Genomic DNA, 26,848 nt, shown 5'->3' with positions numbered 1-26,848 from the left:
TTCTCAATAAAAAAGCAGGCATGATGATCATCATGCCTGTTTCACCCCATCTTTCATTATGCTGATTTAGAAATTTCACTTAATGCTTCTCCGGCTTTTTCATCAGTATCCTTCTCAATGGAAAGATCGCCTAATGCCACAATACCGGCAATTCGTTCGTTTTCAAGAATCGGTAAACGGCGGATTTGGTGTTCTGCCATTAGTTGCCCCGCTTCTTCAGCAGACATATCAGGATGGCCGGATACGATGTCGGCGCTCATGATGTCACTTGCTTTTGCATCCATCTGATTTTCAGCTAAGCATCTCGTCACAATATCCCGATCAGAAACAATTCCCTGAAGTGTGCCATTTTCACAGATTGGAATAGAACCGACATTAGAGTCTCTCATCTTTTTGGCTAGTTCCGTGATTGAAGCGGTTGGTTCACAGCATTCTACATTATGTGTCATGATGTCTCTTATTTTTATTTCCATTCCTCCTTTACCGTGTTCTATTTACTCTTTATCCGCTGCACAAAAAATGAAACATCCTACAGTGTCCGCCTTTTTCGGGTTTTCTTTTTCTTCTTCCGCTCCTGCAGCATATCTCCCGTCCAGCCTTTCTTCTTCAAATATAGGTAGATCAGAACCGTCGAAGTGAGAATCAATAAGAGAGAAAAGAGATATCCGTATTTCCAATTCAGCTCAGGCATCACTGAAAAGTTCATCCCCCAGAGGGCACCGAGTGCTGTAACCGGCGTAAAAAGCGTCGTGAAAATGGTCAGCGCTTTGAATATTTCATTTCCCCTGTGAGAGGTAATGACTTCCTCTGAATGCAACAGACTATTAAGCTCCCCTTCAAATTCACTGATGTATGTAAACCCCCTGTCAATTTTGAGTTGTATCCGCTGATAAACCTTTTTACCTTCATTTTGGGGCAAAAAGGTTTCTTTTAATGCCATTTCAATTTTTTTAGTGCTTAGGATTAAGTTTTTCCAGACCATCAGCTCATGGTGCAGAAGATGGACACGGTTTAAAATGCTTTTGCTATTATCGTCTTTGATTTGCCATCTGAGCTTTCTCAGCTTTACTTCAAATTCATCTAAACCGATTAGATACGCATTCATTAACTCGCCGAGAAGGATCAAAAATCCCTCCATGGTACTATCCGCTCTTTCCATTTGCCGGATAACTTGTTTTCCCTTAATCCCCTTCAAAATCGAAAAATCAAAGTTAATTGTGAAAAAATATTGCCTGGTTATATAAAAGTGAAAAACGGTATGGTCTTTTTCCTTATCCAGCCCCTGATCATATACAATCGAGCCAAATACCGCTTCATTTTCCATTTCAGTCGTGTCTACGCGCAAAAAATTAATATGATGGTTATTTTCAAACCACTTTTCACATTGAGGCCAGTGAGAAAAATGGATCAGATCTCTTGCCTTATCTCTCTCCTGAGGCCCCATTTGGTACCAAAACCAATCCTTTCCCGTATGTGCCTTCATGTCAAGCTCCTCCAAACTTTTGTTCTTTTATTCTTTAATTGCCCAAGAAAGGCATTACTAAACCAGTCAGCCGCTCCAACGCATGTTTTGTGAGCAATTTCCTGTGGTATGGAATGTAGAAAGACATCGAAAAAGGGAGGTGCATGCCTTCCTTGGAGAAGGCAGTTGTTTTGGAATTTATCAATTTACTAGCAGTCGCTATTCTTATTTTGTTAACAGGATTTTTTGTTGCCGTAGAATTTTCAATCGTAAAAGTGCGGCGATCCAGAATTGATCAGCTTGTCGCAAAAGGAAAGAAAGGTGCTAAAGCGGCAAAGCATGTCATCACTCACCTTGATGAATATTTATCAGCCTGTCAGCTGGGTATCACAGTCGCAGCTTTAGGACTGGGCTGGCTTGGGGAACCGACTGTGCAAACTCTGCTTCGGCCGCTTTTTCATAAAGCAGGCTTAAATGAATCGCTGACCCACCTACTTTCACTTGTCATCGCCTTTTTGACGGTAACATATTTAAACGTCGTCATCGGGGAGCTGGCGCCAAAGAGTTTCGCCATTCAAAAAGCAGAAAGCATTACATTGATGCTCGCCAAACCGCTTATTTGGTTTTATAAGATCATGTTTCCATTCATTTGGCTGCTGAACCACTCTGCCCGGTTGATTACAGGGGCGTTTGGACTGAAGCCGGCATCAGAACATGAACTGGCGTATACGGAGGAAGAGCTGCGGGTTCTTTTGGCTGAAAGCTATAAAAGCGGTGAAATCAGAAAAAGCGAATTAAAATACATGAATAATATCTTCACCTTTGATAAACGAATGGCAAAGGAAATCATGGTGCCGCGAAATGAAATGGTCAGTTTGTCACTTGATGAGGACTCCATTCCAAATCTGCAGGAAACAGTGAAGCAAACAAAATATACACGGTATCCAGTTGTCAGAGAGGATAAAGATAATGTCATTGGCGTAATCAATATGAAAGAAGTGCTGTTTTCAATGCTGTCGAAAGATTTTTCACTTAAAAAACAGCAAATTGAACCTTTCATTCAGCCTGTTATCCATGTTATTGAGACAATTCCTGTTTATAAATTACTGCTGAAAATGCAAAAGGAACGCACTCATATGGCAATCCTCATTGATGAATATGGCGGGACTTCCGGTTTGGTCACTGCCGAAGATATTATTGAAGAAATTGTAGGAGAAATTCGTGATGAATTTGATGCCGATGAAGTGCCTCATATCCGCGAACTCGGAAAGGAACACTACTTATTAAATGCAAAATTATTAATCAGCGATGTAAACAACCTTCTTGGAACAGATCTGTCAGACGCAGAAGTGGACACCTTGGGCGGCTGGTTTCTCACACAAAACATAGACGCCAAGCCTGAAAGTGTCATTGAATATGATGGCTACTCTTTTAAGGTAAAAGACATCGACAGTCATCATATTTTATTTATAGAAGTAAAAAAAGCTGAATAGCCCCAGGGAGGCTGTTCAGCTGCTTTTCCCCAAAGGAACATGGCAATGGCATCAACACTCTTTTATCTTAAATCCTTTATTGGCCAGGGCTTTAGCAAGACTTTGCTCGGTTTTCACATTCGAAAAATCTAGCCCCAGCTTCACCACAGTTTGGGCAATTTCAGGTCGAATTCCTGAAATAATCGTCTCAATGCCGAGCAGCTTGGTGCTGTCAATCACTTTAAAAATTTGATAGGCCACCATTGTATCGACGATGGGAACGCCCGAAATATCTAAAAATAAATACGAGAGCTTTAACGCTGAGCACTGCTGTAGCACCGACTCCAAAATTGTCCTCGCTCTGTACGTATCAATTTCACCGACAAGCGGAAGAATCCCTATCCCCTCAGATATCGGCATAATCGGCGCACTCAATTCATTAATCATCTCTTTTTGCGCGTTTAATTGTATCATAGTGACTTGGTAATATTCTTCAGTAAACACTTCGATGATCTCATCAATGGTTTGATTCAAAATCTGGCTCCACTCACAAATGTCCTGGATGCTGATTTCTTGAGAAGAGGCTTCGCTGAATTTCTGAATCCATTCAAACATGATGTGCCTGAAGGCGTTAAACTGCCCAACACTTTCTGTTACAGTCACTTCATGAACGGCACGGTCTCTCGCGCATTGAAGAGACCATCGATTGAGCTCATCCTTTACGTCTTCTACTTTTCTAAGGGATTTCGCCACGATGGTCACTAATGATTCGTTCTGGTCTTTTAACTTTTGTTCTAATTTTTGCTGATCTCTAGCGGTATGCAGCCAGCTTCCTTTTGACGTGCAAGTTTCCAGCCATTGTTTCATGATATCTTCTTTGTGCTCTGTTACATGCTGATCAAGAGCTATCATTTTAATGTGCTACCTCCTGTTTTTTTGAAAAAAATATGCTTCGTATGTATAACCCGTCTGCCTCTACACATACTATGTTTACATTCAATGGGCTATAGCCAAGCGGTAAGGCAATGGACTTTGACTCCGTGATCGTTGGTTCGAATCCAGCTAGCCCAGTTTCTGAACAGGTGAAAAACCGAAGATAAGCTGATTCGTATAAATCAGCGGATCTTCGGTTTTTCATCATGCAGATTGATGAACTGTTTTCTTCTTCGATAACTTCAACAGTTCTCCCGGATTATAACCAATCACCAGCTTTTTGTTGTCCACAAGAATCGGACGTCGCAAAAGCTTCGGCTTCTCGATTAAAAGTTCCAGCACCTCATTTACCGTCATCTCTTCGATGTTTAGATTTAAATTTTTGAAGGTCTGGCTTCTTGTCGCTAAAATTTCATCAATTCCTTCTGTCGTTAATGATAAAATGTACCTTAATTCTTCCACTGTCGGGGTTTCTCTGAATAAGTGCCGTTCGTTAAATTCAATTTGATGCGCTTTAAGCCAATGTTTTGTTTTTCGGCATGACGTGCAGCTTGGATATGAGTAAAAAATTAATTGTTCCATTCGTATTTTCCTCCTCAGTTAACCATCTCTTTGTAGAATAACTACCCGGATCATTTTTCATTTAAACCATTTACAGAACTTTTTTTCGGATTATTTTTAAAAAATCATTCATATAATAGAAAACACAATCAAAGGAACAAATTCCTTTTGTATATCAATAATGAAAATGTTTACATTTATAGGTGTGATCTATTATAATAACAGTCAGAGGGACTCTCGGGAGGGGATAAAAATGAATCGCATGTTCCGGGTGTTAGGATTTTGGACGGGAATTTTTGCAGTCATGTTTTATTTAGGTGATATGAAAGATGCTTCCCTTTTATTTTTTGGACAGACGATCTTATTTGTATTTCTATCGTATTTGAACTTAACTGAACGCATGTATATTTATATTTTTGGCGCTTATTTAACCATTTTCTTCGCCGGCTTTACATATTACTCGATTTTTATTATGGTGCCCGGCGGCGGAGGCCATTAAATGCAAAAAGAGACAAACCTTATCGGTTTGTCTCTTTTTTTACAATGAAAACCCATTTAAAAACGGATTTTGATCCTGCTCTGTCTGCACGTCTGTTTCAGGGCCATGGCCGCTTAACACCAGCGTGTGCTCCGGCAGCGTTAGCAGTTTTTCATGAATGGACGTCAGCAGCGTCTCTTGATCGCCGCCTATTAAATCAGTACGCCCTATGCCGCCTTGAAACAGGACATCACCGGAGATCACCAAGTCTGCATCCTTCACGTAGTAAGAAACACTGCCTGGCGAATGTCCCGGCGTAAATAATGTTTCTAAATGAAACGGTCCGATATTCAACTCACCGTCTCCTTCAATCAGATGATCTGCAGGCTTAGCTGTGACTTCTATCCCTCGCAGCATGCCGGAGCCATTTAAAGAGGCATCCGTAAGCCAATTCTTTTCATTCTGATGCAGGTAAACAGGAATATCCCATTTTTCTCTCACTTCATCAAGTGCCCCTATATGGTCAAAATGGGCATGTGTCAGCAAAATGGCTAAAGGCGTCAGCCCTTTTTCTTTTATGTATTGATTGATTTTATTTCCTTCGCCGCCCGGATCAAAAATCAGGCATTGATCATCATTGATGAGAAAATATGCGTTCGCTTGAATCGGCCCTACTGGCATTCGTCTCCATTTCACTTATATCACCTCTTTCTTTTTTATGTTCCTATTATGAGGGTTTTTGAAAAAAGATTCAATCAATCGCAATGAAAACGCTATCGACAAACTTATAAAAAACAGGTAGAATAAAAATGGAAAGAATTGCAGGTTTTTCAATGTAAAAGGGGGCTGCGTAATGTTACTTGTCGTGATTTTCGGCCTTGTCACTCTTTTCGCTTTATGGGGAGTCTTGCGTTCTGTTAAAAATAGAAATATACTTGGATTTTTATTAGCCGGAGCCACCTTATTTGTCTTTGGCTGGTTTACCGTGATGACCGTGATAAACAGCGGCTATCCAACTGCACATTAAAACCTGTATCCGATCGGATACAGGTTTATTTTTATTGCTGTAAATGTTTATTGACACTTTCTATTTTGCTTTCAAGCGTCGTTTTTTTGTCACGCCTGTCATCGATGCGGATATTCGTTGCCACTCTGTGCAGCCCTTTTTGAAACGGCGATTCGTGGATGGCCTGAATGACTGTGAAAAGGTCACTGAGTTCTCCCTCGATCAGCGTATTCATCGGTGTCAGCTGATATTTGATTTTCCCTTCAGCTTTATACTCTTCTAAAATCTTTTGCACATCGGCCACGTAAGCACTTACACTAGGTGTTTCCGTACCAATTGGGATAATGGTTACATCTGCGATAGCCATCGTTATTCCATCTCCTTTTGATCAATGATGAGTTGCTTCATTTCATGTGATTTCAATAAAATAATCTGTTCAAAATGAAATCCGTATAATGCATATTTCCCGTTCGGAGATATTTGAATCGGCTCCATTTCCGGCAGCGAGAAAAGATCTTTTGCCTTTCCCGATGTCACATTGACAGCTGCGAGCTTATATGCATCGCCGCTTTCTTTAAACGTATAAAACAGGCCTTTTGCTTCATCATAGTCATACTCCATCGGGGCCAAACTTGTATATTTCATTTGGAGCGGCCATTCCGCAGTAACTGGCGATTTTGTTTGCAGCGTTTTAAACTGATACGTCCCTTTTTCCCCGGAAGCTGGTTTGACAGTAAAACTCATTTGATGGAAAGAATCACAGAAGAGAACGTCATCCTCGAGCTTCTGTTCCGCTTTGGAGGCTGTATCGAACGTATACAAAGTCCCTGACTTATCGTCTCTTCCTTCTTTTACATAATCAAATGTGTTTTTGGATGTCCAATGAATAAACGGAACCTGAACCGGACTTAAGGAAGACTCGTCTTTTTTAGCATCCACCTGATATGTACGGAAATCCCAGTTTTCAGTGAATACCGTGACCATCATTTGATAAGGATCATATTGATTCCAAGCAGCCTCGAGCTCATACGTTTCGTAATCTTTTTGGTAAAGCGTCTCTCCTTTTGCATTAAGCAAAACCACTGCTGTCTTTTGGCTGTGAGTGATTTGCAGCAGAATCATCTGCTCCCTCGGATTGATTTGAACATCAACGATTTGACCATCCGTTTGATAGAGCTTTTTCGCTTTGCCGGTAAAGATGCGGTACGCAAAAAGCTCTGTTTTCGTCGGATCAGACGCGGTATATAAAATTGTGCTGTTATTAAGCCATCCTTCCGCTCCGTCCGTTTTTTCCGCGGAAAGCGGTATGATGTCTTTTTCCTCATCTTTTGCCGCTGATGCCTGTTTTTGCTGCTGATGAGATGGTTCGCATGCCGATAAACTAAACAGCAATGCCGACAGCAGAATGAAACAAACTGATCTCATCAGCCTTCCCCTCCGATCATCTTTATTGTCTCATATTTACTTCGGCAGAAAAAAGAAAAAATTTCAGTTACTCATGCAAAAAATAACGCCCTCCACAAAATGCCGTTTGTGGCGTTATAAATATGTGAAAACTGCTGAAACGGCAAAGGATTTTGGCCTTTTCCAAGTTCCACCGTATACCCTTCTTTAAAATAATGGTGAATAAACCAATCACGAAATCCCGCATAGCTGTCTATATCCCGTATTCCTTTATAAATGTTCCCGCTTAATTTCTCAAAATCCTTTATGACAGCAGCAGATTCTTCAGGCTCAAGGCCTTTATAGCCCCAATAAATTTCTTCACCCTGAGTATGGAGAGCCAGCAGTCTGTCAGGCGGATTCTCCGTTATCAGCCGGTACATCGCGATGGATTCCGGCTCCGTAAGCGGAGAGGTTCCCGGAAAATCGCGGTAGCTGGGTGCTGTCGGTTTGCGGTATTTTTCAATTTCCCATAGCGACGGAAATTGTTTATTTAAATCAACCCCGTTTATGTTTGCCTTCCATTCATTAAAATTCGGACGATGATCATTTAGTCTTTCAAGCTTATCTTTCCTGGCTCCCATGCCTCCTGATCCGTTCAAGACAAGATCAACGCCATCCGGATTAACAAGAGGTACGAGAGACAAGGATGTACTGCTGAACAGCTTCATGGGAGAAAAGCCGAAAAAAGGCGAGTTGCAGCATAATGATATACAGTATTCCTTAAACCATTTCAGCAGGACAGACGTTGTGATCCACTCATTCGCATGAAAAGAGGCGTTCATATGGACCTTTTTTGCGGCATGCTCCCCGCCAGTTTTCAGCTCCCAGATTGGCCTGCCGAGTACAGAACGTCCGATTTCACGGCATGAGACAAACGGAAACACATCAATGATCTTCTTTATTTCCTTTTCAACAGCTGACGCATCATAGATTTTTTCTTGCTCCACCCAGTTATCAGAAAGGCCCAGCTGCCGAGGCTGTAAAAAGCTCTTTATGTCCTGAATGGTTTGAAGCTCTTTATCGTTATACTCTTCTATAACATAACCAGGACAATACAATTGATGTTTCTGTGCGGATCGATTTGAACTTCTAAGCAATTCCTCGTCTATCTTCAGCTCTCTCGCCACTCTGGCCAAAATGTGCTTGATCTCAGGTTTCACCGTAATAAACGCCATCATCATCCTCCTTTTTTCTTTACTATATGACAGCGTATAAAAAAAAAGAAAGCCTCCCGCCACTTTGATGCGGGAGACATTGTGATTACGATGCCTGATCAAGCATTTGTTCTTCTTTTCGTTTTGGCGAATTTAGCCTTTTCTGATCATAAAATCGTAACAAATCCCCATAAATGATTTCATCAGATAGTGATAGCTCCTGTTTCGCTTTATCAGCAAATGCTTCACATTGTTTTGCCTCTTTTAGCTGCTTTCCGGTCTCTTTGTCATAACAAGCACCATCTGTATAAACAACCTGATCCGTAATAAAGCTCCCGTCCCGCAGTACCGTAAAGTCCAGTTTTTCATCTGAAAGCAGATCGTTTCCGAATTGAATGTGATCTTTCGTATCAATTCCTAAAAGATTCATCAGCGTCGGCCTGATATCAATCTGCCCGCCTACTGTTTCAATGGTTTGCGGCTTTTTATCGGTAATACCGGGAATATGAATGACAAGCGGGACTTTTTGGAGCTGTACTTCTTCAAACGGTGTAATCTCTTTCCCTAAAAATTGCCCCATTGCTTCATTATGGTTTTCTGATATCCCATAATGGTCACCGTATAATACGATAATAGAGTTGTCGTATAACCCGTCTTCTTTCAGCTTTTCGATAAACCGTTTCAGCGCCTCATCCTGATAGCGCACTGTCGGGAAATATTTATTTAGCGTCTGGCTGCTTGAATCATATTCATCAATCAATTGATCCTCTTCATCAAGATCAAACGGGAAGTGGTTCGTCAGTGTGATCAGCCTCGAGTAAAACGGCTGAGGCAGATTTTTCATCAGCTCTGAAGACTGCTCAAAAAATTCTTTATCCTTCAGTCCCCAGCCGACAGAATTTTTGTCAGTTACGTCATATGAGTTAATATCAAAAAACGAATCATATCCAAATGAGTCGTACATTAAATCACGATTCCAAAAGCTTTTATTATTAGCGTGAAGCACCGCTGAATAATAACCGCTGTTTTTCAAAATCTCAGGTGCGGCCATGTATTGATTGCCCGCATTTGTAAAAAACACGGCACCTCGTCCAAGCGGATACAGTGAATTATCAACGATGAATTCTGAATCCGATGTTTTCCCCTGGCCAGTTTGGTGGTAAACATTATTGAAGTTGTAGCTCTGTTTTATAAAATCATTCAGAAAAGGCGTAATTTCTTCACCATTCAGTTTTTCATTAATCACAAAGCTTTGCGTCGACTCTAAGGAGACGAGAATGACATTTCTTCCTTTTGCAGCGCCGAATAAGCTTTTGTTGGCATCTTTCGCATTAGCGGTTACGTAGTTTTCAATTTCCGTCAGGCTGTTGCTGTCAGCCAAGGCCCTCTGTGCGGACTGTTTTGACTGAAGAACACCGTCGTAAATATGAAAATTAAACAGGCTGATGTTTTTCACCAGCATTTCCCTGTCAAATGAGCGTGTCAATAGCTGAGGTCTTTCCGCTTCAGACAGGCCTAAATTGAAGAAATAAACAGAAGCAACAAACAGAAAATATGCCGCCCGTTCATTTTTCGTGGAAGGAATGTCCGATTGAAAAGCTTTTTGCCGGATGTGAAGCCATAATAAAACCGCAATATCTACAGCCAATAGAAGGTCTGTCGGCTCAAGAAGTGTTCCGATGCTGCTTCCGAGATCACCCATATTGCTCGTTTGAAAAAGGACAGGGATCGTTAAGAAATCATTGTAAAAACGGTAAAAAACCATATTAGCCAGCAATACAAACGTGACAAGACAGCTCATCGCGATAATGTAGCGATTTCTGTTTTTGCCTTTTAAAAACAGGCTGAAGCCAAAGATGAGCAGCAAAAAGCTCAATGGGTTGATAAACAAAATAAATTCCTGCGTTAGATTGTCGATTTTAATATGAAAACTGGTTTTGTAAACAGCATACGTTTTCAGCCACATCAATAAAATGGCAATCAGCATAAACGAAATCTTCGAAAAAAACGTTTTTCGCATTTCAACCTCCTATGCAGCACGCTCAAAAAATCAGTCTATTCCTAACATTCTCATTAACACATCAAATTAAATCTTAACCTGAACATAACAAAAAATCAATTTCATTTACACAATTTTAACAATTTTGATGTTTCAGCCATTCATTTTTAGCGATCCAAGCGCCGCCGATAACGCCAGCATCATTTCCAAGTGCTGCAATTGAAATATCAGCCGCTTCGGCTGCCCTCGGAAACGCACATTTGCGGAATGTTTTCTCGACTTTGGATCTCAGCAGTTCTCCGGCTCTCGATACGCCGCCGCCAAGAACGATTTTTGACGGATTAAGCGAGCTTGCCAAATTTCCCAGCACCAAACCAAGATGCTTGGCCACATAATCAACCACTTCAAGGGCAATTTCGTCATTTTTACCCGCCGCTTCAAATACATCCCGCGCTGACAATTGTTCAGTTGCTTTTAAACGTGTCGTCTGCTTAGCATTTGCAATTTTCTCTTTTGCAATTCTTACAATTCCGGTTGCCGACGCAATCGTTTCGATACAGCCCGTTTTGCCGCAGTTGCAAGGCGCCCCGCCTTCAGGAATGCTGCAAATATGGCCGATTTCCCCGCCGGCGCCATTTATGCCATGTACAATTTCACCATTTACAATGATGCCGCCGCCAACTCCTGTGCCAAGCGTTACGAGAATGACGTCTTTCGCGCCATCACCCGCTCCCTTCCACATTTCCCCGAGCGCAGCAATATTCGCGTCGTTTTCTATAACAGCCGGGATTCCGGTTTCTGTCTCGAGATGGTTCTTTAAAGCATAGTTTTTCCACCCCAGATTTACCGTTTCATAAACGACTCCTGCCGCCATATCTACAGGGCCTGGTGCGCCCATTCCGATGTATTTGATGATATGCTTTGGTTTTTGCAGCTCATCCAGCTTACTGTCGATTGTTTTTGCAATTGTAACGGTAATAGTGTCGCCGCTTTTATCAGTTGGAACTTCCCACTTATGCTGAATTTCACCATATTGATTAATAAAAGCGAGTTTAATTGTCGTTCCTCCCAGATCAATGCCCGCAAACCATATTTCATCCATTTTTATCACCTTAGCCTTTACATAAATCTCTTCCGTTTTTTTGTTTGTTCCAATTCTTTTCGAAGAACCGCTGCCGCTTTGGCCCACTGCTCCTTCTCGATCATGTGATTCATGTATAATTCTTTTAATTCATCTAGCATAAACTCAATTTCAAGTTCTCTGTCACCAAAGTAAATAATGTGGCCAAACGTTTTTAAAAGCTGCTGCACATCATAAAATGTATTCATTTTCCTCACCATTCTTGATCTTAACTATCATAAGCGTATTCATATGGAAGCGGCCAGTCAAGAAGAAAACGCTGACAAAAAAGCCAGCCTCCTTCCTTGGCATTTCCCTTCCTTATCATTCTTTATTGTTTTCAATTCGCTGCTGCAGCTCTTTGTAGCGCTGCTCCTTCGGCTTCAATTTTACAGCCGACTTGATAGCCGTTTCTGCTTGACCAAGCTCATTTTTTTCCGCATACAACAAGGCCAAATAATAATACGATGCATGGTCTTTAGGGTCTTTTTTCACTGCCCTTTCCAAAAGGGAAGCCGCCTGATCATATTCGCCGATATGAATATCTGAAACAGCCAGAATTTTCAATAGATCGACTGAGGCATCTTTTCGCTCCGCTTCTCCGTTGAGCAATTCCGTTACTTCTTCATATTTTCCTTCCCGATACAGCTCGCTTGCCTGCTGAATCAGCGCTGACTCCTGGCGGGAAGGCGAATGCAATCCATAGTATAGAAACCCGGCCGCCAAAACAATCAGCAAAACCACTGACAACACTCTTTTTCCCCAGGCTCCGGCTTTAGGCAATCCGAGTGCGGCAGCAGCGAAAAAGCCGCCAATCAAGCCGCCAATATGTCCCGAATTGTCTATATTCGAAACCGCAAAACCAAAGCCAAGGTTGATGATAATGATGACAATAATATTGGTTCCAATAGTTCTTAAAAACATTTTCCGATTTGACAAAGCTATATACAGCAATGCGCCTAAGCATCCGAATATGGCTCCTGAAGCGCCCGCTGAAGGGTACGGACTGAACACAAAGCTCGCGATTGAACCTGTAATGCCAGCCGCCAAATAAATCAGCAGAAATCTGCCCGATCCGTACATCCGTTCAACCGCTGTACCAACCGACCATAAAGCAAGCGTATTAAACGCTAAATGCGCTATGCCGATATGAAGCACAATCGGAGTCAGAAGCCGCCACCATTCTCCGGCTGCAATCAGACTGTTTTCCTTTGCTCCAAAAGCGACCAGCGTCTCCGTATTTGTGCTGCCCCCGTTTATTTCAAGCAAGAAAAACATTAAGACCTGAAACGCGATGAATAAATATGTAAAGATTGGTTTTCCGTTTTGAAACACCGCCGCTGCATTTTTTCTCTGTTCTTCTTGTTTCAGTACGAGCGAAAGGAAGCGTTCTCTCGCCATTTGCACGTCTTCAAACGAATTACGGGCTTCTGTGCATTCTTCTGCAGGAAATGATGGAAAAACAGCTTGAAGATCATCACAAAGCATCGTTCCCCTCACGATCGCCGGCTCAACTGACACAGTTCCGTTCTCAAAAGGCTTTTCGGCAATTTCTTCCCAGTCATCAACAGGGGCTTCCGCTGAAAAAAATACATTCAGCAGCTTCATCTTGCGTCTGCCAAGTTGCTTTCTGACTCGTTCTACCCGCTCAGCCTGCTCTTCGATATCTCTTTCTATTTCTTGACGGAAATCAAGGTCATGCTTATAAAGGCGAACCAGATCATGAGAGGACTTGTCCGGTGCTTCCAGCCATATTTCATCTGACTCACCGGCTTGTATGACGCCATACCCACTTTTCACTAGGTGCGCCGCGATTTTCCAATATGTATACTCCAGCAAATACATGTTTACCGCTCCAATGGTTTTTTCTCATTATAACAGCTGGCGCTCTGAACGCCTACTGAAAGCAAAAAATCCCGTTTATCACGGGATTTTAGAAAGCTTGCTGTATAAACTTATTACGGATAAACGGAATTCTTAAAAAGAAATGGATAAAAGACCGCCTAATGCCCGGCTGGCTGAGTACGGTATTCATAAGACGATAGCGATTTTGATAAAACATGACGGCAGAAACAGCGAAAATGGCATAAATCATAATTTTTTTCATTATATCCCTCCTGCCAATAGGGTTTGTCATTCTTTTTTATTTATTCTTGAATAAGGAGCAGGAAAGTTATGAAAAACAAGAAATGATCTGATCCTCTGTTATCAGCTTATGTACCGGGATGTCATGCGGCTGACGGGGAACGTGCGCAAACAACTGGCACTCCAAAAGCAAAGAGATTGTCTTCCCTTTATAATCGCTTAAAAAACGGTCATAATAGCCGCCGCCAAAGCCGATCCTAAACCCGTCAGTATCGAAACAAACACCTGGAACGATTATCAAGTCAATTTGTGATGGTTTCACTGCTTTTGTTTTTTCAATCATCGGCTCAAGAAGTCCGGCGTAAACGGTTTCGAGCTGATCATCGGTCTGGTATGTGCGGAATTGCATTTTCTTCGTACCAGGGTCGCATTTTGGAATACAAACTTGTTTTCCTTCTTTCCAAGCCTGCTCAATGACTGGACGCGTCGGTATTTCCTGCCCTCTGGAGATGGTGATGGCAATGGTGCTGGCATTTTGCCACTCCGGCAGTGAAAACAAATGCTTGTACATACGTGCTGTTTTTTGAATAAGTTCTTCACTTGATACAGCATATAGTGCCTCTATCGTCTTTTTTCTTAATTGTGATTTCATCTCTCATCCCCCCTCGGAATAGAAAAAAAGCCAGAACCTTTTTCAAAGCTCTGGCTTTTTTCTCACACCTCAAACAGCTAGGCTGTTATTTTGTTTCACGGTGTAACGTAGATTTTTTATCACGTGGGCAATATTTTTTAAATTCAACGCGGTCTGGATTGTTGCGTTTGTTCTTTTTAGAAATATAGTTACGCTCACCACATTCAGTGCAAGCCAAAGTAATATTAACGCGCATTATTTTCCCTCCAAACTAAAATCATTTACTTATTCAGACTTATATATAATACCACTATAATGGACGGAATGCTAGGCTGTTTTTCAATGAATTGCTGAATTATTGATGATACGCTCATAAAGCTGTAAATATGATGCCGTAATGAGCCTGGGATCGTGGAGTTTGATCACCTGTTGTTTGCCGGCTTCTTTTATCCGGCGGGCTTTTTCCCGGTCTTTTAAAAACCTGTCCAGCAGATCAGCCGCTTCCTGTGCGTGCGTAAAATCAACGGCGATTGCTGTTTTGTCATGAAAGGCATAGTCACAAAAGCCGCCCGACTGAGAAACTGCAGTCAGCACACCTTGTTCCATGCTTTCCTGCGCGGCAAGCCCAAACGGTTCATAAAAACTAGGGAAAACAGCCATTTCACAGCGAGACAGAAATGCTCTGAGATCCCTTCTATGCAGAAACGGCAGGAACATGACATGTTCCTTCAGGTTCAATGCTGCAGCCAATTTCTCATAGGAGGACACAGACGGCCCTTCCCCAGCCATCACTAAATGCAGATCTGGCTGGCGCTGCCTCAAGATAGCAAATACCTTTAACAGCTGAGAAAACCCTTTTTCCGGAACAAACCTACCAAATGAAAATAGGAACCTTTTATTCATACTCCGTGGAATTTGCCCTTTCTCTTCTTCTAGAGATGCAGGACTCGGGATCACGGTTATTTTTTTCCGTGCTGCCTTATCAAGAGCCCGTTTCATAAAAGTGCTTAATACAATCAGTTCATCAGCGGATTCTAAAAGGAGCCGTTCGGTCTGAAGTCTGTATGGATGCGGTGCTTCTTGGCAAGCCTTCTTCCTTTCACTTTCAAGTCCGTGGATTGTCGCAGCAAGCGGAAGGCCAAGCCGTTGTTTCAAATCATGAGCAGCGGGGGCTGTCATGTCGTCATGGGCATGAATCAGATCAAAGCGTTTATTGCAGGATAATACATGCTGAACCATTGTAAAGTTGGCATCAGCTATAAAATCTTCAAACTGCGCATATGAAAACATCCGCCTGCTTGGAGTACAAACCGTAACGTTGATATGCAGTTTTAAATAGGAAATGAGACGGTTTAAATGGACACCGAGCCCGCTTTTCGGCTCATGGGGATGTTCGAGTGAAAGCATGAGAACGTTCATCGTTCTTTTTCTCCTCTCCCATAACACGTGTAGGCAGAAAATTGCTTCTCCCACCTGATGTGCGCGTCCTCAGACTGAAAGCTGTTTATATCACTAATCCCATTTTCCGCAAGATAGATGCCCTTTGTACCAGCAAGCTTGAGAGAGACATTCATTGAGTTAACAATTCTATATTCAGCCCGGTATACAGCATCACCAGCCGCCTGTCCAATTGTCCATTCCCCTTTATGATACGATGTGCGCTTTGTCCTGACAGCTTCGATGCCTTTTCTTTTGATGACAATGCGCAATTCTTTTATCATATCCTGCGGTTTTTCAAAAAGTACCGCTTCAGCCAACCGCATTGTTTCTTCCGATATTTCCCATCGCACAGTCAGGGTGTGAGCGTTTTGAATGATCATGTCGAATGTGTCCCTAAAAAAAGAAAGCTTATGTCGTATATTATAGGGAAATGGGTATTTATCCATGGACTTCAAACATTCTCCTTTCCTATCGTTCACTCAGTGTTCCTATTAAACCATTACATTGAGCCGAAGCAAAGAAAGATTTCTCGACAAAATCTCGTTTTTTTCGCGAATTCCTTTAGAATCCATTGGTTTTATGGTATAAAAAAGAAGGATAAAAAAAGAATAGAAGGTGATGAAACGTGGAAATTGCTATTATTGCGTTGTTTATCGTCAGTATAGCGCTAATTGCATTCTCATATTCTCAAAGAGATCCGATGAAAGATGTAGAACAGGAGCTCGAAACACTGCAGCTTTCTGCGATGCAGGAAATTTACAAGCTCAAAAAGAAAATGACAGTGCTTGAGGAAGAATTACTGGAAACAAACCTTGTCATCCGCAAATCAAAGCATAGCGACATTAATCAAAAGATCGCTAAACAAATACTTTCTAAATATAATAACGGCATGTCCGCTGAAGCCATTGCTAAAGCTGAGCATGTATCAGTGGAAGACGTGAATACGATTATCAAAGATAACGAGAAGGTGCTCGTATGACAAAACGAGGCATTCAGGCATTTGCTGGCGGTATCATTTTAGCGACATCCGTTCTTGCAGCTGTTTTTTATCTGACAGACGAAGATCAGGCCGCTGCTGTAAAAGAAAATAAAACAGTAACCGAACAAGACGTGAACAATTACCTTGATTCTAAAAAAATGGTATCTGTTAACCGTGATGAATATCAAAAACTTCTCGATTCAAAAGAGAAATCCTTGAACGATGACAGCAGCTCAGACACGAAAACAGACAAAGTCAAAACGTACAAACTCACCATTAAAGACGGCATGAGCACCGCAGATGTATCTGCTATTCTTGAAAAAGAAGGCATCATCTCCTCGGCTCAAGACTTTAACGACTATGTCATTGATGCCGGCTATCACAAAGAAATCCGCGCCGGCGAGTTTAAAGTAAAATCTGACATGAGTTTCAAAAAGATCGTAAAGACGTTAACACGATAAAAAAACAGGCTGACAGTCAGCCTGTTTTTTTTCACCCAAACTTTCCTGTAATATAATCGAGAGTTCTTTGATCCTGCGGGTTAGAGAACATTTTATTGGTATTGTCGCATTCAACAAGCTCGCCCATGTAGAAAAAGGCGGTTTGATCAGAAACCCGTGCTGCCTGCTGCATGTTGTGCGTGACGATGACAATCGTATATTTATTTTTCAGCTCAAGAATGAGTTCTTCAATTTTTCTCGTTGAAATTGGATCTAGCGCAGATGTCGGTTCATCCATCAGCAAAATATCAGGATTTGTCGCAAGCGCTCTGGCGATACAAAGACGCTGCTGCTGGCCGCCTGATAGCGAAAGGGCTGATGTATGCAAACGATCCTTCACTTCATCCCATAACGCCACGTCTTTTAATGACTTTTCCACAATATCCTGAAGCTTCTTTTTATTTTTGGTGCCGTGGACTCTCGGTCCATAAGCAACATTATCAAAGATAGATTGCGGAAACGGATTCCCTTTTTGGAATACCATACCAATATTTTTTCGTAAATCCACGATATCCACTTTACCCTTTAAAATGTTGCTGCCATTATAGTTCAGCTCACCAGCAAGTTTTACATTCGGCGTCATTTGAATCATTAAATTCAATGTTTTAATGAAGGTCGATTTCCCGCATCCTGATGGCCCGATAATCGCCGTGACCTCGTTTTCATGAATGCTCAAATTGATATTTTTCAAAGCATGATGCTGTCCATACCATAAGTTCATTCCGTTGACTTGATAGACTTCCTGTTTCATTACAGCTTCGGTAGCAATACTCATTGCTGCCCTCCTATCCGAATTTCCCGTTAATATAATCCTCTGTCTTTTGCTGCTTCGGACTGGTGAAAATTTGTTCAGTCTGTCCGTATTCTACAAGCTCGCCGTTTAAAAAGAATGCCGTCCGGTCAGAAACCCGCAGAGCCTGCTGCATATTGTGCGTGACAATAATAATCGAGTATTCACTTTTTAATTCTGTAATTAATTCCTCTATTTTTGCATTTGAAATCGGATCTAGCGCTGAAGCTGGTTCATCCAGCAGAAGAACGGCCGGCTTCATCGCAAGCGTTCTCGCGATACATAAACGTTGTTGCTGGCCGCCTGATAACGAGAGTGCAGATGAATGCAAACGATCCTTCACCTCATCCCAGAGCGCAGCTTTTGTTAAGCTTTCTTCCACAATCTCATCTAAAACAGCTTTATTCCGCTCTCCGGCATATTTCAATGCATGGGTGATATTCGCATAGATCGATTTCGGAAAGGGATTCGGTTTTTGGAAAACCATTCCGATTTCTCTTCTTAAGCTGACAACATTAATATTTCCACCCAGTATATTTAATCCTTCATAAAGGATTTCACCTTCAGCTCTTGCAGACGGAATTAAGTCATTCATTCGGTTAATGTTTCTCAAAAAAGTCGACTTTCCGCATCCTGATGGCCCAATCAAAGCGGTCACCGCATTCTTTTCAATATCCATATTCACATGGTGGACCGCTTGTTTAGTGCCGTAAAAAATAGACAGATCTTTCACTTCGAGCACGTGGCGCTGTTTTGGAACGAAAACAGTGCGCTCAGGCTTTTCTTTTACCATTTGTACAGACATGTTTTGTCGCCTCTTTCCGTTCTAATTTGCCGTAAGCTTTTTGTAGATCATTGTGCCAAGCCATCTTGCTGCGAGATTAAACACAAGAACAGAAATCACCAGCACCGCAGAACCTCCGTTGGCAATCGCTTCAGCATCCGGAATGATTCCTTGCGTATTTACGTTCCAAATGTGGACCGCAAGTGTTTCAGCTGGCCTGAAAATATTAAGCGGCGATGTTTCAGAAAACGGGTTCCACTCTGTAAAATTAAGACGCGGCGTTGTCAGACCGGCTGTAAATAATAATGCCGCCGCTTCCCCGAACACCCTTCCTGACGCTAAAATTGCTCCTGTGATGATAGAAGGAATCGCACTTGGAATTAAAACCGTTTTTACAGTATGCCAGCGTGATACACCTAACGCGAGAGAGGCTTCCTTCAGATCTTTAGGGACTGAACGGATCGCATCTTCAGTCACACGCACCATGACAGGAAGGTTGAAAACAGTTAACGCAAGCGCCCCGCCTATGATCGTATATCCCCAGCCTGTTAAATTGACAAACATCAATAATCCAAACATCCCAATGACAATAGACGGAAGAGATGAAAGCACCTCTATACATGTTCTGATGAAATCAGTCACTCTGTTATTAGGCGCGTACTCAGCCATGAACACTCCGCCGCCCACACCGAGCGGAATTGTAATCAGCATCGTAATAAACAAAATATAAAAGGAGTTAAACAGCTGGTCGCGTATTCCTCCTCCAGCTGCAATGGCGCTCGATTTTGTCGTAATAAAGTCGAAGCTGAGCTGTGAAACACCGTTTATAATAATATAGGAGAACAAGCCTACTAGAATTGCAGCGATAATGGCTGCGCACAAACCAAACATTCCAGTCGCCAGTTTATCTGTTATTTTGCGGTTCATTACACTTTCCTCCTAGATGACAAGTAGCGAATCAGCAAGATGAACAAGAATGATATCACCAGGAGCACAAGCCCCATTGACCACAGCGTATTGTTTTCAACACTGCCGTATGTGGTGTGGCCCATATTCAGCGTGATGATCGTTGTCAGTGTTCCAGCAGTGTCAAACAGGCTTTCTGGCAATACTCTTGTATTTCCAATGACCATCTGAACAGCCAAAGCCTCACCAAACGCCCGTGCCATACCAAGCACAACAGCCGTCATTAATGTTGGAAAGGCTGCAGGCACTAATACTTTTCTGATCGTCTGCCATCTAGTCGCACCTAACGCGTAAGAACCTTCTCTTAAGCTCTTCGGAAGGGAAGCCATCGCATCAGCAGAGATCGATGTGATGGTCGGCAGAATCATGATAGAAAGGACAATCGTTCCCGCCAATAAACTGTGCCCTGTTCCGCTCGATTTGAACTGGGCGATAAATGGTACCAATACTGTAAGACCTATGAATCCATAAACAACAGATGGAATGCCGACTAAAAGCTCAATTACCGGCTGCAGCACTTTCTTTCCCCAATTCGGCGCAATTTCTGTCATGAAAATCGCACCTGCAATGCCAAGCGGCGCAGCAATGAGAGCAGAAAGAATCGTTACTGCAAATGATCCAAAAATAAATGGCAGCACTCCATATTTCGGATCAGTATCTGTAGGGTTCCAATTTAGGCTCGTTAAGAATTCAATTGGGCTTACACCATTTACAAGAAAAGATTGCAGCCCCTTAACGCCGAGGAAAATAGTGATCGCAACAGATGCCGCAATCATAATAAGCGCACAAGCTGTCACAATCATTCTTCCTCGAACTTCATCCAATTGCCGATTTTGCCTTGAGCTGATCAAACGCTCGCTCACAGACATATTTTCTCTATTGTTTATCATTGTTTTACACTCCTATGAATGTGTTAAGAGGAGAAACGGTTGTCCCCGCACTCCTCTTTTTATTGAGATCAGCTTTGCTTCCCGTTGGCATCGCGTGTCACTTTCATATCAGTAACCGGAATGTAGCCTTGGTCAGTAACAATGCTTTTTTGAATGTCTTCACTCTTTAGATAATCAAGAAATTCTTTAGCTAAATCTGTCGCTTCACCTTTTGTATAAGAGTGTTGATAAGCCCAGATCGGATACTCGCCAGCTGCAACATTTTTCGCTTCAGGTTTTACGCCGTCAATAGATAGAGCAGTTACTTTGTCATCTGTTAAATATGAAAATGCAAGATATCCAATCGCTCCCGGAGTGTCAGCAATGATCTTTTTCACTGTGTTGGAAGAATCTTCAGTAATGCCTTCTGCAGGTTCTTCTCCGTCAAGCGCATATTTCACAAATGTAGCACGTGTGCCAGAAGAATCAGGACGGTTTACAAGTGTAATCTTTTGGTCTTTGCCGCCAAGCTCTTTCCAGTTTTTGATTTTGCCAGTGAAGATTTTTTTCAATTCATCTTTTGAAATATCCTTTACACCAGCATCAGGGTTTACAGCTGCTGCCATGCCAACTACTGCGACTTGATGATCGACAAGCGCTTTTGCATCGATCCCTTCTTTTTCTTCAGCAAAAACGTCTGAATTTCCGATCTGCACAGCTCCTTCAGAAACTTGAGAAAGCCCTGTTCCAGAACCGCCAGCTTGTACCTGTATATCTGCATCAGGGTTTTCTTCCATAAATTTTTCTGCGGCTGCAAGTACTAATGGCTGCATAGCCGATGAACCAGAAATGGTTAAAGAACCTGATGCCTTTCCTTCTCCTTTTGCAGAATCGCCATTCGATTTTTCACTTTCTCCTGCATTTCCGCATGCAGCTGCAATCATCATAAAAGCAGCCATCAGAAGCATAAGCACCAATTTGTTTTTTTTCATTTCCTGAATTCCCCCTGCGTATAATGTGTAATTTGTCCTACACGTATAGAGTAAAGGTTCTGTGTAAAAAGGGTTTGAATCGAATGTTAAGGTTTTGTAAATCAATGCGTTTTTTTGTATAAAAAAAACGCCCACATCATGTGAGCGTTTCTTTTTAGTTATCAGAAGACGTTGTGTTTTCTGCATTCTCTTCGATTTTATCTTTATTCTTTTGCTGTGTATCTTCTTTGTCCTGCTTCGATTTCAGCTCAAAATATTTATCCAATACCTCTCTGCCGATTTCGTTTGTAATGGTATATTTAGCGCCATAATCAATATAAGCCCAAGGTACTACGACAGAGATCGCAATCTCAGGATTATCAGCCGGCGCATAAGCGACAAGTGTCGTATTATAAGTCCCTGTTCCTGTTTTTGATTTATCAGGCCCATCATAGAAGGACTGTGCTGTTCCTGTTTTGCCCGCAGGCTGATATGAAGCTGATGCAAATTGGCTGGCAGCTGTTCCTTTTGTCATCACTCGTCTGAACCCGGCCTGTACTTCTTTAATGTATTCACTCTTCATGTCGATTTTATTCAGCACTTCCGGCTGAACGGATTGCACGACAGCACCGATCCCTTTTTCAGCATTAGGTTCTCTGACTTCCTTTACAAGCTGGGGCTTCAAGCGGTAGCCTCCGTTTGCAATCGTTGATACGTATTGCGCCAGCTCCAGCGGTGTATACGTATCGTACTGGCCGATCGCATAGTCAAGCAAGAATCCCGTTAATCTGTTTGTTCCTTTATAGCCTGTCATTTCATTCGGAAGATCAATTCCAGTTTTGACACCCAATCCAAATTGGCTGAAGTAATTCCGGAATGTATCAAAGGCCGTAGTATCAATTGGTAAAGCTTGATGCGGTTTATATTCACCTTTTCCAAGCGCGATCGCAGTTTTAAACATAAATACGTTGGAAGACTGCTCTAAGGCTCTTTGAATGTTAACTGGTCCTAAAGTTGTCCAAGATTTTTTACCGTTTTTATCCTGGCCAATATACAATGGTTCATCCTGAAAAACTGTATTCAGGTTGATGGCACCTGTTTGCAAGCCTGTCAGAACGGTTGCACCTTTGACAGCCGAACCCATGGCATAAGATGACGTCATATTTCCTAGCGCGTAATCGTCAATTTTATATTTTCCATTTTCTTGTTTAATCTGCTTGCCCGCCATTGTCAGCACTTCACCGTTTCTTGGATCCATCATGACAACGAATGCCCGGTCTAACAATTGAGTGCTTGGTCTTGCTTTAGCAGATTTGAGGTTTTTCTCAATAATTTTTTCCACTTCTTTTTGTAAATCAATATCAATCGTAAGCACGAGATCTTTACCGGCTTTGCCTTCAGAAACCGTTTTTGTTCCCGTCACATTGCCGTTTGAATCTGTGATATTTTCAACTCTTGCTTTTTGGCCCTGCAGAAGGCTTTCGTATTGGTATTCCAGATAACTTTTTCCGACCCTGTCATTTCGGCTGTAGCCAAGCGACAGATAATGGTCGAGCAAGTTGGACGGCAATCCTTCATCAGAGCTGGAAACACTTCCAAGCACTGAGCGAAGAAGGTTTTTATACGGATATTCACGTTCCCAATCGGACGTAACATCAACACCTGGCAGTTCGTCTAAATGTTCACTCACGACTGCCATTTCTTTCGCTGATACATCTTCATTTTTGATATATTGAGGGGTCAATGCATATCCTGAATCCATCTGTCTTTTGATAGCGAGGATCTGCATGTCTTTATCCGTCAGTTCATTGAGCTGCTTATCAGTAATCCGTTTTAGCTGTAGCTGATATAAATCGTCATCGGATAATTTTTTGTCTTCAACCTGCTGTCTTTCTTTAGAGGTAATCAGTTTTTTCGCTTCTTTCGGTCTAGTCAAAATCCAATAATCTTTTTTATCCCGTTCTGTTACTTTTTTTGTGTCGACTTTAATCATTTCAGACAGCTTTTTGGCGATCTTTAAACGTTGCTCTTGCGTGGTCGATTTAGATCTGGTGTATGTGATTGCATTTAAGGCCTTATTTGTCACGATGGCATTAAAGTTTCGATCATAAATCTTCCCGCGCGGCACCGCCGAGCTGACTTCACTTTGTTCCTGCTTATTAGCTTGATTTTTGTAATCATCGCCTTGCACGATCTGCTTGATGCCCAGTTCTACAATAATCCAGGTAAATATGACAAAGGCAGCCAAGAATAAAATATTCAGCCGGATCGGAAGCGACTTCTTTTTCTCTTTATGATTTTGCTTTTTTGGTTTATTTCTCCTCATAACATCACCTTTTTCTATTTACAGAAAGAAAAGACACTCAAGTAAGAGTGCCAGTTTTCATTTTAAAGGTTTTTTCGACTTTTTTCTACAGATAACCCCTTTTTGACAAAAAAATTATCTTTCGCCTTTTAAAAGATTCGGTTCAGTTACCCGTTTTTGGCCGTCTTCTTCCATGGTTTCATTTTCCTCTTCTTTCTCCTTAAAACGGATATCCTTGACAAAGTAATAAATCAGCGGATGTCCTATACCTAATATCGCAAGTGACAAAGGAATTCCCACATCCTCTTTCAGCAGGGCCACAATCAGAAGAAAGCATAAAATGGAGACAATCCTGCCGGCGTTTAAAAACAATTCCCTCAGCACGATATATTCAATTCTTGCTTTTCTGGCATGCCTCGCCCGTCCTATCACATCATATGTAAGTGATACATATGGCACGAGCAAAAGTGGATAGCCGATAGCAATAAAAACGCCGTATGTCAATAATGTCGTAAAGCTCATATGAAACAGAATCAAAAACAGCGCTCCATACAGAATAAGTCCGCCCAGCAAAATCGATTTTTTTCTGTTCTTTTTCTTAATCAATCTGGATGCAAAGTAGTAGGCAAAGAAGGAAACAGCTGAGTTGACGAGGCCAAATGTGCCGAGGGCCAGTTCGCTGTTTGTCTCAATAAATACAAATACACTGATTAAAAAGACAAAAATCCCTTCTCTCAAACCCTGAAAAAAATGCGCATTCGTAATTCTCCGCCAGTTCATATTGCTATGGCGCTCTCCAAATACTTTGCTCAGCATAAAACGGCCCTTTGATTCTCTCCGTTTTAAGAAAAAGCTCATCACGACAGCTAGGGCAAATAAACTGAGGGAGAGACTGAAAATCACTGTATAACCCGTATTATTTTCAAGCCTTGAGATCACGAATCCCGCTACAATCGGGCCGATCATTCCTGCAGAGGAAGACAGAATGCCCATAAATCCGTTGAAAAAGTCTCGCGTATCCGGCTCTGTTATTTCAAAGGTCAGCACGTTAAACGCAAGCCAATAAAAGCCATAACCCACTCCGAGCACCGCGCCGATCAGCACAAGCCGGCTGGCCGCCGTTTCTCCGGCTAAAAGAACACTTAAATAAAAGGCAGCTAAAAAAATCACACCGAACCTTAAAATGAACACCCTGTCTATTTTTTTGGCTAACCGACCAGCCAAATAAAAGGTTATCGGCTGCATTGTCACAATGGATAAATTATATATCGCCAAATCAATAAATTTCCCTGACTGCTTCCAAAGATACACATTAACAAATGTATTGGACAGGGCAATCCCCAGCGAATAAAGCCCGCCAATGGTCAGCAGAAAGAGTAATCCTTTGTTTACGTCTACATCGCCAATCACTTTTTTTAGTTTGCTCATTACTGACTCCCCTTTACTATCCCTTAGTCTGTCTCACTCAAACCGAGATATGTAAAAAGAAGACATAAAAAAACAAGGCCCTATATTGAGGGCCTTGCTCGTGTCATTATTTTGCTTCGCTGTATAGACGAGCCACTTCGTCCCAGTTTACAACATTCCAGAACGCTGAAATGTAGTCAGGACGGCGGTTTTGATAGTTAAGGTAGTAAGCATGCTCCCAAACGTCAAGACCTAAGATAGGCGTTTTGCCTTCAGAAAGCGGAGAATCTTGGTTTGGCGTGCTTGTGATTTCAAGTTTGCCGTTGTTCACAACAAGCCATGCCCAGCCAGAACCGAAGCGTCCAGCTGCTGCAGCTGCGAATTGCTCTTTGAATTTGTCAAAGCTTCCAAATACACTGTTGATATCATCAGCAAGCGCGCCAGTCGGTTCTCCTCCGCCGTTTGGAGATAAAAGTGTCCAGAATAATTTGTGGTTCGCGTGTCCGCCGCCGTTGTTGCGGACTGCAGTGCGGATGTTTTCAGGAACAGAGTCAAGATCTGCAACAAGCTCTTCAACTGATTTGTTTGCAAGTGCAGTGTTTCCTTCAACCGCTTTGTTTAAATTTGTAACGTATGTGTTGTGGTGTTTCGTATGGTGAATAGTCATAGTTTCCTTGTCGATATGCGGTTCTAAAGCATCGTACGCATAAGGTAATTCTGGAAGTTCGTAAGCCATGATAATTCCTCCTTAATATATATGTACTGAAATGCCGCTTCACAGCGAGCCTTTCTTCATTCAATGTAACAAAAGAATGCTTTGTAATCAATGAAAATGCTCACAAGTTGGCTCATTTCAGCGGACATATTTCACTTTAACCGATAATCCGTCCCATTAAACCTGCCGCCCGCAATTATTATAGGACCGTCCATAAAAAATAGCCGATCATCAAAAGCTGTATGATGCCTTTTGCAATAACCCCTGTTAAAAAGCCAATGAGCGAGCCGAGACCGATTTTAAATGCTGACTTTAAGTCCTTTTGATGGACGATAAGTTCTGCACAAACCGCCCCGATAAACGGCCCTAAGATGATCCCCGCAACCGGAATGACGAAAGGCCCGATTAATAAACCGATCGTGCTTCCCCATATGGCGGCTTTGCTTCCGCCGAACCTTTTGACTCCAAGCAGATTAGACACGTAATCTGCGGCGAATAATACTGCGGCAAAAACAGCTTCAATAAGCCAGAACATATAAGAATACGGACCGAATGAAAACAAAAATCCATACAATACAAAACCGGCAACGATAAATACTACACTTGGAATAACGGGATACACCAGCCCGATAAAGGCGATGATAAATACCGCCGCAATCACCAGCCAATACAACAAATCCATGACATCCATCCTCCCTTTTTACATCCATCTTCTTCATGTCTTCCTTGTATTCACACGCAGGCAACGATACAATAAGCAACATATATTAGTATA

General features: G+C 42.1%; 30 protein-coding genes, 1 tRNA gene and 1 pseudogene. 6 read left to right on the top strand and 26 right to left on the bottom strand.

Annotation, left to right across the window (positions count from 1 at the left end):
* Positions 1-56 precede the first annotated feature (56 nt).
* Together Q5C82_RS10400 and Q5C82_RS10395 are read right to left on the bottom strand one after the other, a co-directional pair.
* Positions 57-467, bottom strand: coding sequence for a CBS domain-containing protein (locus tag Q5C82_RS10400; RefSeq protein WP_032727412.1), 411 nt, complete (start codon positions 465-467; stop codon positions 57-59).
* A gap of 62 nt (positions 468-529) precedes the next feature.
* Positions 530-1,483, bottom strand: coding sequence for a magnesium transporter CorA family protein (locus tag Q5C82_RS10395; RefSeq protein ID WP_003226308.1), 954 nt, complete (start codon positions 1,481-1,483; stop codon positions 530-532).
* Positions 1,484-1,626: 143 nt separating this feature from the next.
* Between Q5C82_RS10395 and Q5C82_RS10390 the strand changes: the two genes are divergently transcribed.
* Positions 1,627-2,955, top strand: a complete 1,329-nt coding sequence (locus Q5C82_RS10390; RefSeq protein WP_044428668.1) for a hemolysin family protein — start codon at positions 1,627-1,629, stop codon at positions 2,953-2,955.
* 51 nt (positions 2,956-3,006) lie between these two features.
* On the opposite strand, the gene Q5C82_RS10385 is transcribed toward Q5C82_RS10390, so the two are convergent.
* Complete coding sequence (locus tag Q5C82_RS10385) at positions 3,007-3,846, bottom strand: STAS domain-containing protein (protein ID WP_003226304.1); 840 nt, start codon at positions 3,844-3,846, stop codon at positions 3,007-3,009.
* Between the two features lie 88 nt (positions 3,847-3,934).
* Between Q5C82_RS10385 and Q5C82_RS10380 the strand changes: the two genes are divergently transcribed.
* A tRNA-Gln gene (locus tag Q5C82_RS10380) sits at positions 3,935-4,005 on the top strand.
* A gap of 66 nt (positions 4,006-4,071) precedes the next feature.
* Here the strand turns inward: Q5C82_RS10380 and mgsR are convergent.
* The gene (mgsR, locus tag Q5C82_RS10375; RefSeq protein WP_003226302.1) at positions 4,072-4,449 is read right to left on the bottom strand and encodes a transcriptional regulator MgsR; all 378 of its coding nucleotides are present in this window, start codon (positions 4,447-4,449) and stop codon (positions 4,072-4,074) included.
* Between the two features lie 232 nt (positions 4,450-4,681).
* Between mgsR and Q5C82_RS10370 the strand changes: the two genes are divergently transcribed.
* Positions 4,682-4,927, top strand: coding sequence for a DUF2626 domain-containing protein (locus Q5C82_RS10370; RefSeq protein WP_003226300.1), 246 nt, complete (start codon positions 4,682-4,684; stop codon positions 4,925-4,927).
* A 39-nt stretch (positions 4,928-4,966) separates the two neighbouring features.
* Here the strand turns inward: Q5C82_RS10370 and Q5C82_RS10365 are convergent, their stop codons facing one another.
* Complete coding sequence (locus tag Q5C82_RS10365) at positions 4,967-5,602, bottom strand: MBL fold metallo-hydrolase (protein WP_003226297.1); 636 nt, start codon at positions 5,600-5,602, stop codon at positions 4,967-4,969.
* A 157-nt stretch (positions 5,603-5,759) separates the two neighbouring features.
* Here Q5C82_RS10365 and Q5C82_RS10360 point away from each other — a divergent pair, with 157 nt between their 5' ends.
* Positions 5,760-5,933, top strand: coding sequence for a DUF2759 domain-containing protein (locus Q5C82_RS10360; RefSeq protein ID WP_003226295.1), 174 nt, complete (start codon positions 5,760-5,762; stop codon positions 5,931-5,933).
* Positions 5,934-5,964: 31 nt separating this feature from the next.
* Here the strand turns inward: Q5C82_RS10360 and Q5C82_RS10355 are convergent, their stop codons facing one another.
* From Q5C82_RS10355 to Q5C82_RS10300, 12 genes and pseudogenes are all read right to left on the bottom strand, one after another.
* Positions 5,965-6,279, bottom strand: a complete 315-nt coding sequence (locus Q5C82_RS10355; protein ID WP_003226294.1) for an MTH1187 family thiamine-binding protein — start codon at positions 6,277-6,279, stop codon at positions 5,965-5,967.
* A 2-nt stretch (positions 6,280-6,281) separates the two neighbouring features.
* Entirely contained in the window at positions 6,282-7,337 is a 1,056-nt protein-coding gene (locus Q5C82_RS10350) for a hypothetical protein (RefSeq protein WP_003226292.1), read from the bottom strand.
* Positions 7,338-7,408: 71 nt separating this feature from the next.
* Entirely contained in the window at positions 7,409-8,536 is a 1,128-nt protein-coding gene (locus Q5C82_RS10345) for a M14 family metallocarboxypeptidase (protein WP_079996624.1), read from the bottom strand.
* A gap of 82 nt (positions 8,537-8,618) precedes the next feature.
* Complete coding sequence (locus Q5C82_RS10340; protein WP_003226288.1) at positions 8,619-10,532, bottom strand: LTA synthase family protein; 1,914 nt, start codon at positions 10,530-10,532, stop codon at positions 8,619-8,621.
* 115 nt (positions 10,533-10,647) lie between these two features.
* The gene (gene glcK, locus Q5C82_RS10335) at positions 10,648-11,613 is read right to left on the bottom strand and encodes a glucose kinase GlcK (protein WP_003226285.1); all 966 of its coding nucleotides are present in this window, start codon (positions 11,611-11,613) and stop codon (positions 10,648-10,650) included.
* 10 nt (positions 11,614-11,623) lie between these two features.
* A pseudogene (locus Q5C82_RS10330) lies at positions 11,624-11,840 on the bottom strand (YqgQ family protein).
* 115 nt (positions 11,841-11,955) lie between these two features.
* Positions 11,956-13,476, bottom strand: a complete 1,521-nt coding sequence (gene yqgP / locus Q5C82_RS10325) for a rhomboid protease YqgP (protein ID WP_003226279.1) — start codon at positions 13,474-13,476, stop codon at positions 11,956-11,958.
* An 88-nt stretch (positions 13,477-13,564) separates the two neighbouring features.
* On the bottom strand, positions 13,565-13,738 hold the full coding sequence (locus Q5C82_RS10320; RefSeq protein ID WP_003226278.1) for a hypothetical protein: 174 nt from the start codon (positions 13,736-13,738) through the stop codon (positions 13,565-13,567).
* A gap of 66 nt (positions 13,739-13,804) precedes the next feature.
* On the bottom strand, positions 13,805-14,368 hold the full coding sequence (locus tag Q5C82_RS10315) for a 5-formyltetrahydrofolate cyclo-ligase (protein ID WP_003226277.1): 564 nt from the start codon (positions 14,366-14,368) through the stop codon (positions 13,805-13,807).
* A gap of 85 nt (positions 14,369-14,453) precedes the next feature.
* Positions 14,454-14,603 (bottom strand): 50S ribosomal protein L33, encoded by a 150-nt coding sequence (gene rpmG / locus Q5C82_RS10310; protein WP_003153056.1) that lies wholly within the window; start codon positions 14,601-14,603, stop codon positions 14,454-14,456.
* Between the two features lie 83 nt (positions 14,604-14,686).
* Positions 14,687-15,766 carry a glycosyltransferase family 4 protein gene (locus Q5C82_RS10305; RefSeq protein ID WP_003226275.1) on the bottom strand — a complete coding sequence of 360 codons (1,080 nt, stop codon included), beginning with the start codon at positions 15,764-15,766 and terminating at the stop codon, positions 14,687-14,689.
* Complete coding sequence (locus tag Q5C82_RS10300; RefSeq protein ID WP_003226274.1) at positions 15,763-16,233, bottom strand: hypothetical protein; 471 nt, start codon at positions 16,231-16,233, stop codon at positions 15,763-15,765. Before Q5C82_RS10300 ends, Q5C82_RS10305 begins: the two co-directional genes overlap by 4 nt.
* A gap of 179 nt (positions 16,234-16,412) precedes the next feature.
* Here Q5C82_RS10300 and Q5C82_RS10295 point away from each other — a divergent pair, with 179 nt between their 5' ends.
* Together Q5C82_RS10295 and Q5C82_RS10290 are read left to right on the top strand one after the other, a co-directional pair.
* Positions 16,413-16,766 (top strand): hypothetical protein, encoded by a 354-nt coding sequence (locus Q5C82_RS10295; RefSeq protein ID WP_003226272.1) that lies wholly within the window; start codon positions 16,413-16,415, stop codon positions 16,764-16,766.
* On the top strand, positions 16,763-17,227 hold the full coding sequence (locus Q5C82_RS10290) for an endolytic transglycosylase MltG (RefSeq protein WP_003226271.1): 465 nt from the start codon (positions 16,763-16,765) through the stop codon (positions 17,225-17,227). The genes Q5C82_RS10295 and Q5C82_RS10290 overlap by 4 nt, the downstream gene beginning before the upstream one ends.
* Before the next feature lie 31 nt (positions 17,228-17,258).
* Here the strand turns inward: Q5C82_RS10290 and pstB (Q5C82_RS10285) are convergent, their stop codons facing one another.
* The 9 genes from pstB (Q5C82_RS10285) to Q5C82_RS10245 all read right to left on the bottom strand — a co-directional run bounded on the left by pstB (Q5C82_RS10285) (position 17,259) and on the right by Q5C82_RS10245 (position 26,755).
* Positions 17,259-18,041 (bottom strand): phosphate ABC transporter ATP-binding protein PstB, encoded by a 783-nt coding sequence (pstB, locus tag Q5C82_RS10285; RefSeq protein ID WP_003226269.1) that lies wholly within the window; start codon positions 18,039-18,041, stop codon positions 17,259-17,261.
* Between the two features lie 10 nt (positions 18,042-18,051).
* Positions 18,052-18,861, bottom strand: coding sequence for a phosphate ABC transporter ATP-binding protein PstB (gene pstB, locus Q5C82_RS10280; protein WP_003226267.1), 810 nt, complete (start codon positions 18,859-18,861; stop codon positions 18,052-18,054).
* Positions 18,862-18,882: 21 nt separating this feature from the next.
* Positions 18,883-19,767, bottom strand: a complete 885-nt coding sequence (gene pstA, locus Q5C82_RS10275; RefSeq protein WP_003226265.1) for a phosphate ABC transporter permease PstA — start codon at positions 19,765-19,767, stop codon at positions 18,883-18,885.
* Positions 19,767-20,696, bottom strand: coding sequence for a phosphate ABC transporter permease subunit PstC (pstC, locus tag Q5C82_RS10270; RefSeq protein WP_003226263.1), 930 nt, complete (start codon positions 20,694-20,696; stop codon positions 19,767-19,769). Before pstC ends, pstA begins: the two co-directional genes overlap by 1 nt.
* A 68-nt stretch (positions 20,697-20,764) precedes the next feature.
* Positions 20,765-21,667, bottom strand: a complete 903-nt coding sequence (locus Q5C82_RS10265; RefSeq protein ID WP_003226261.1) for a phosphate ABC transporter substrate-binding protein — start codon at positions 21,665-21,667, stop codon at positions 20,765-20,767.
* Positions 21,668-21,821: 154 nt separating this feature from the next.
* Complete coding sequence (gene pbpA / locus Q5C82_RS10260; protein WP_003226259.1) at positions 21,822-23,972, bottom strand: penicillin-binding protein 2A; 2,151 nt, start codon at positions 23,970-23,972, stop codon at positions 21,822-21,824.
* A gap of 114 nt (positions 23,973-24,086) precedes the next feature.
* Entirely contained in the window at positions 24,087-25,379 is a 1,293-nt protein-coding gene (locus Q5C82_RS10255; protein WP_003226258.1) for an MFS transporter, read from the bottom strand.
* A 106-nt stretch (positions 25,380-25,485) separates the two neighbouring features.
* The gene (gene sodA / locus Q5C82_RS10250) at positions 25,486-26,094 is read right to left on the bottom strand and encodes a superoxide dismutase SodA (protein ID WP_003226255.1); all 609 of its coding nucleotides are present in this window, start codon (positions 26,092-26,094) and stop codon (positions 25,486-25,488) included.
* A gap of 178 nt (positions 26,095-26,272) precedes the next feature.
* Positions 26,273-26,755, bottom strand: a complete 483-nt coding sequence (locus tag Q5C82_RS10245; RefSeq protein WP_003226254.1) for a DUF456 domain-containing protein — start codon at positions 26,753-26,755, stop codon at positions 26,273-26,275.
* Positions 26,756-26,848: the final 93 nt, after the last annotated feature.

The organism is uncultured Bacillus sp. (assembly GCF_958411575.1).
Taxonomy (GTDB): domain Bacteria; phylum Bacillota; class Bacilli; order Bacillales; family Bacillaceae; genus Bacillus; species Bacillus spizizenii.
The sequence above is the reverse complement of the archived record's forward strand: the minus strand, read 5'-3'. Positions and strand labels throughout refer to the sequence as shown.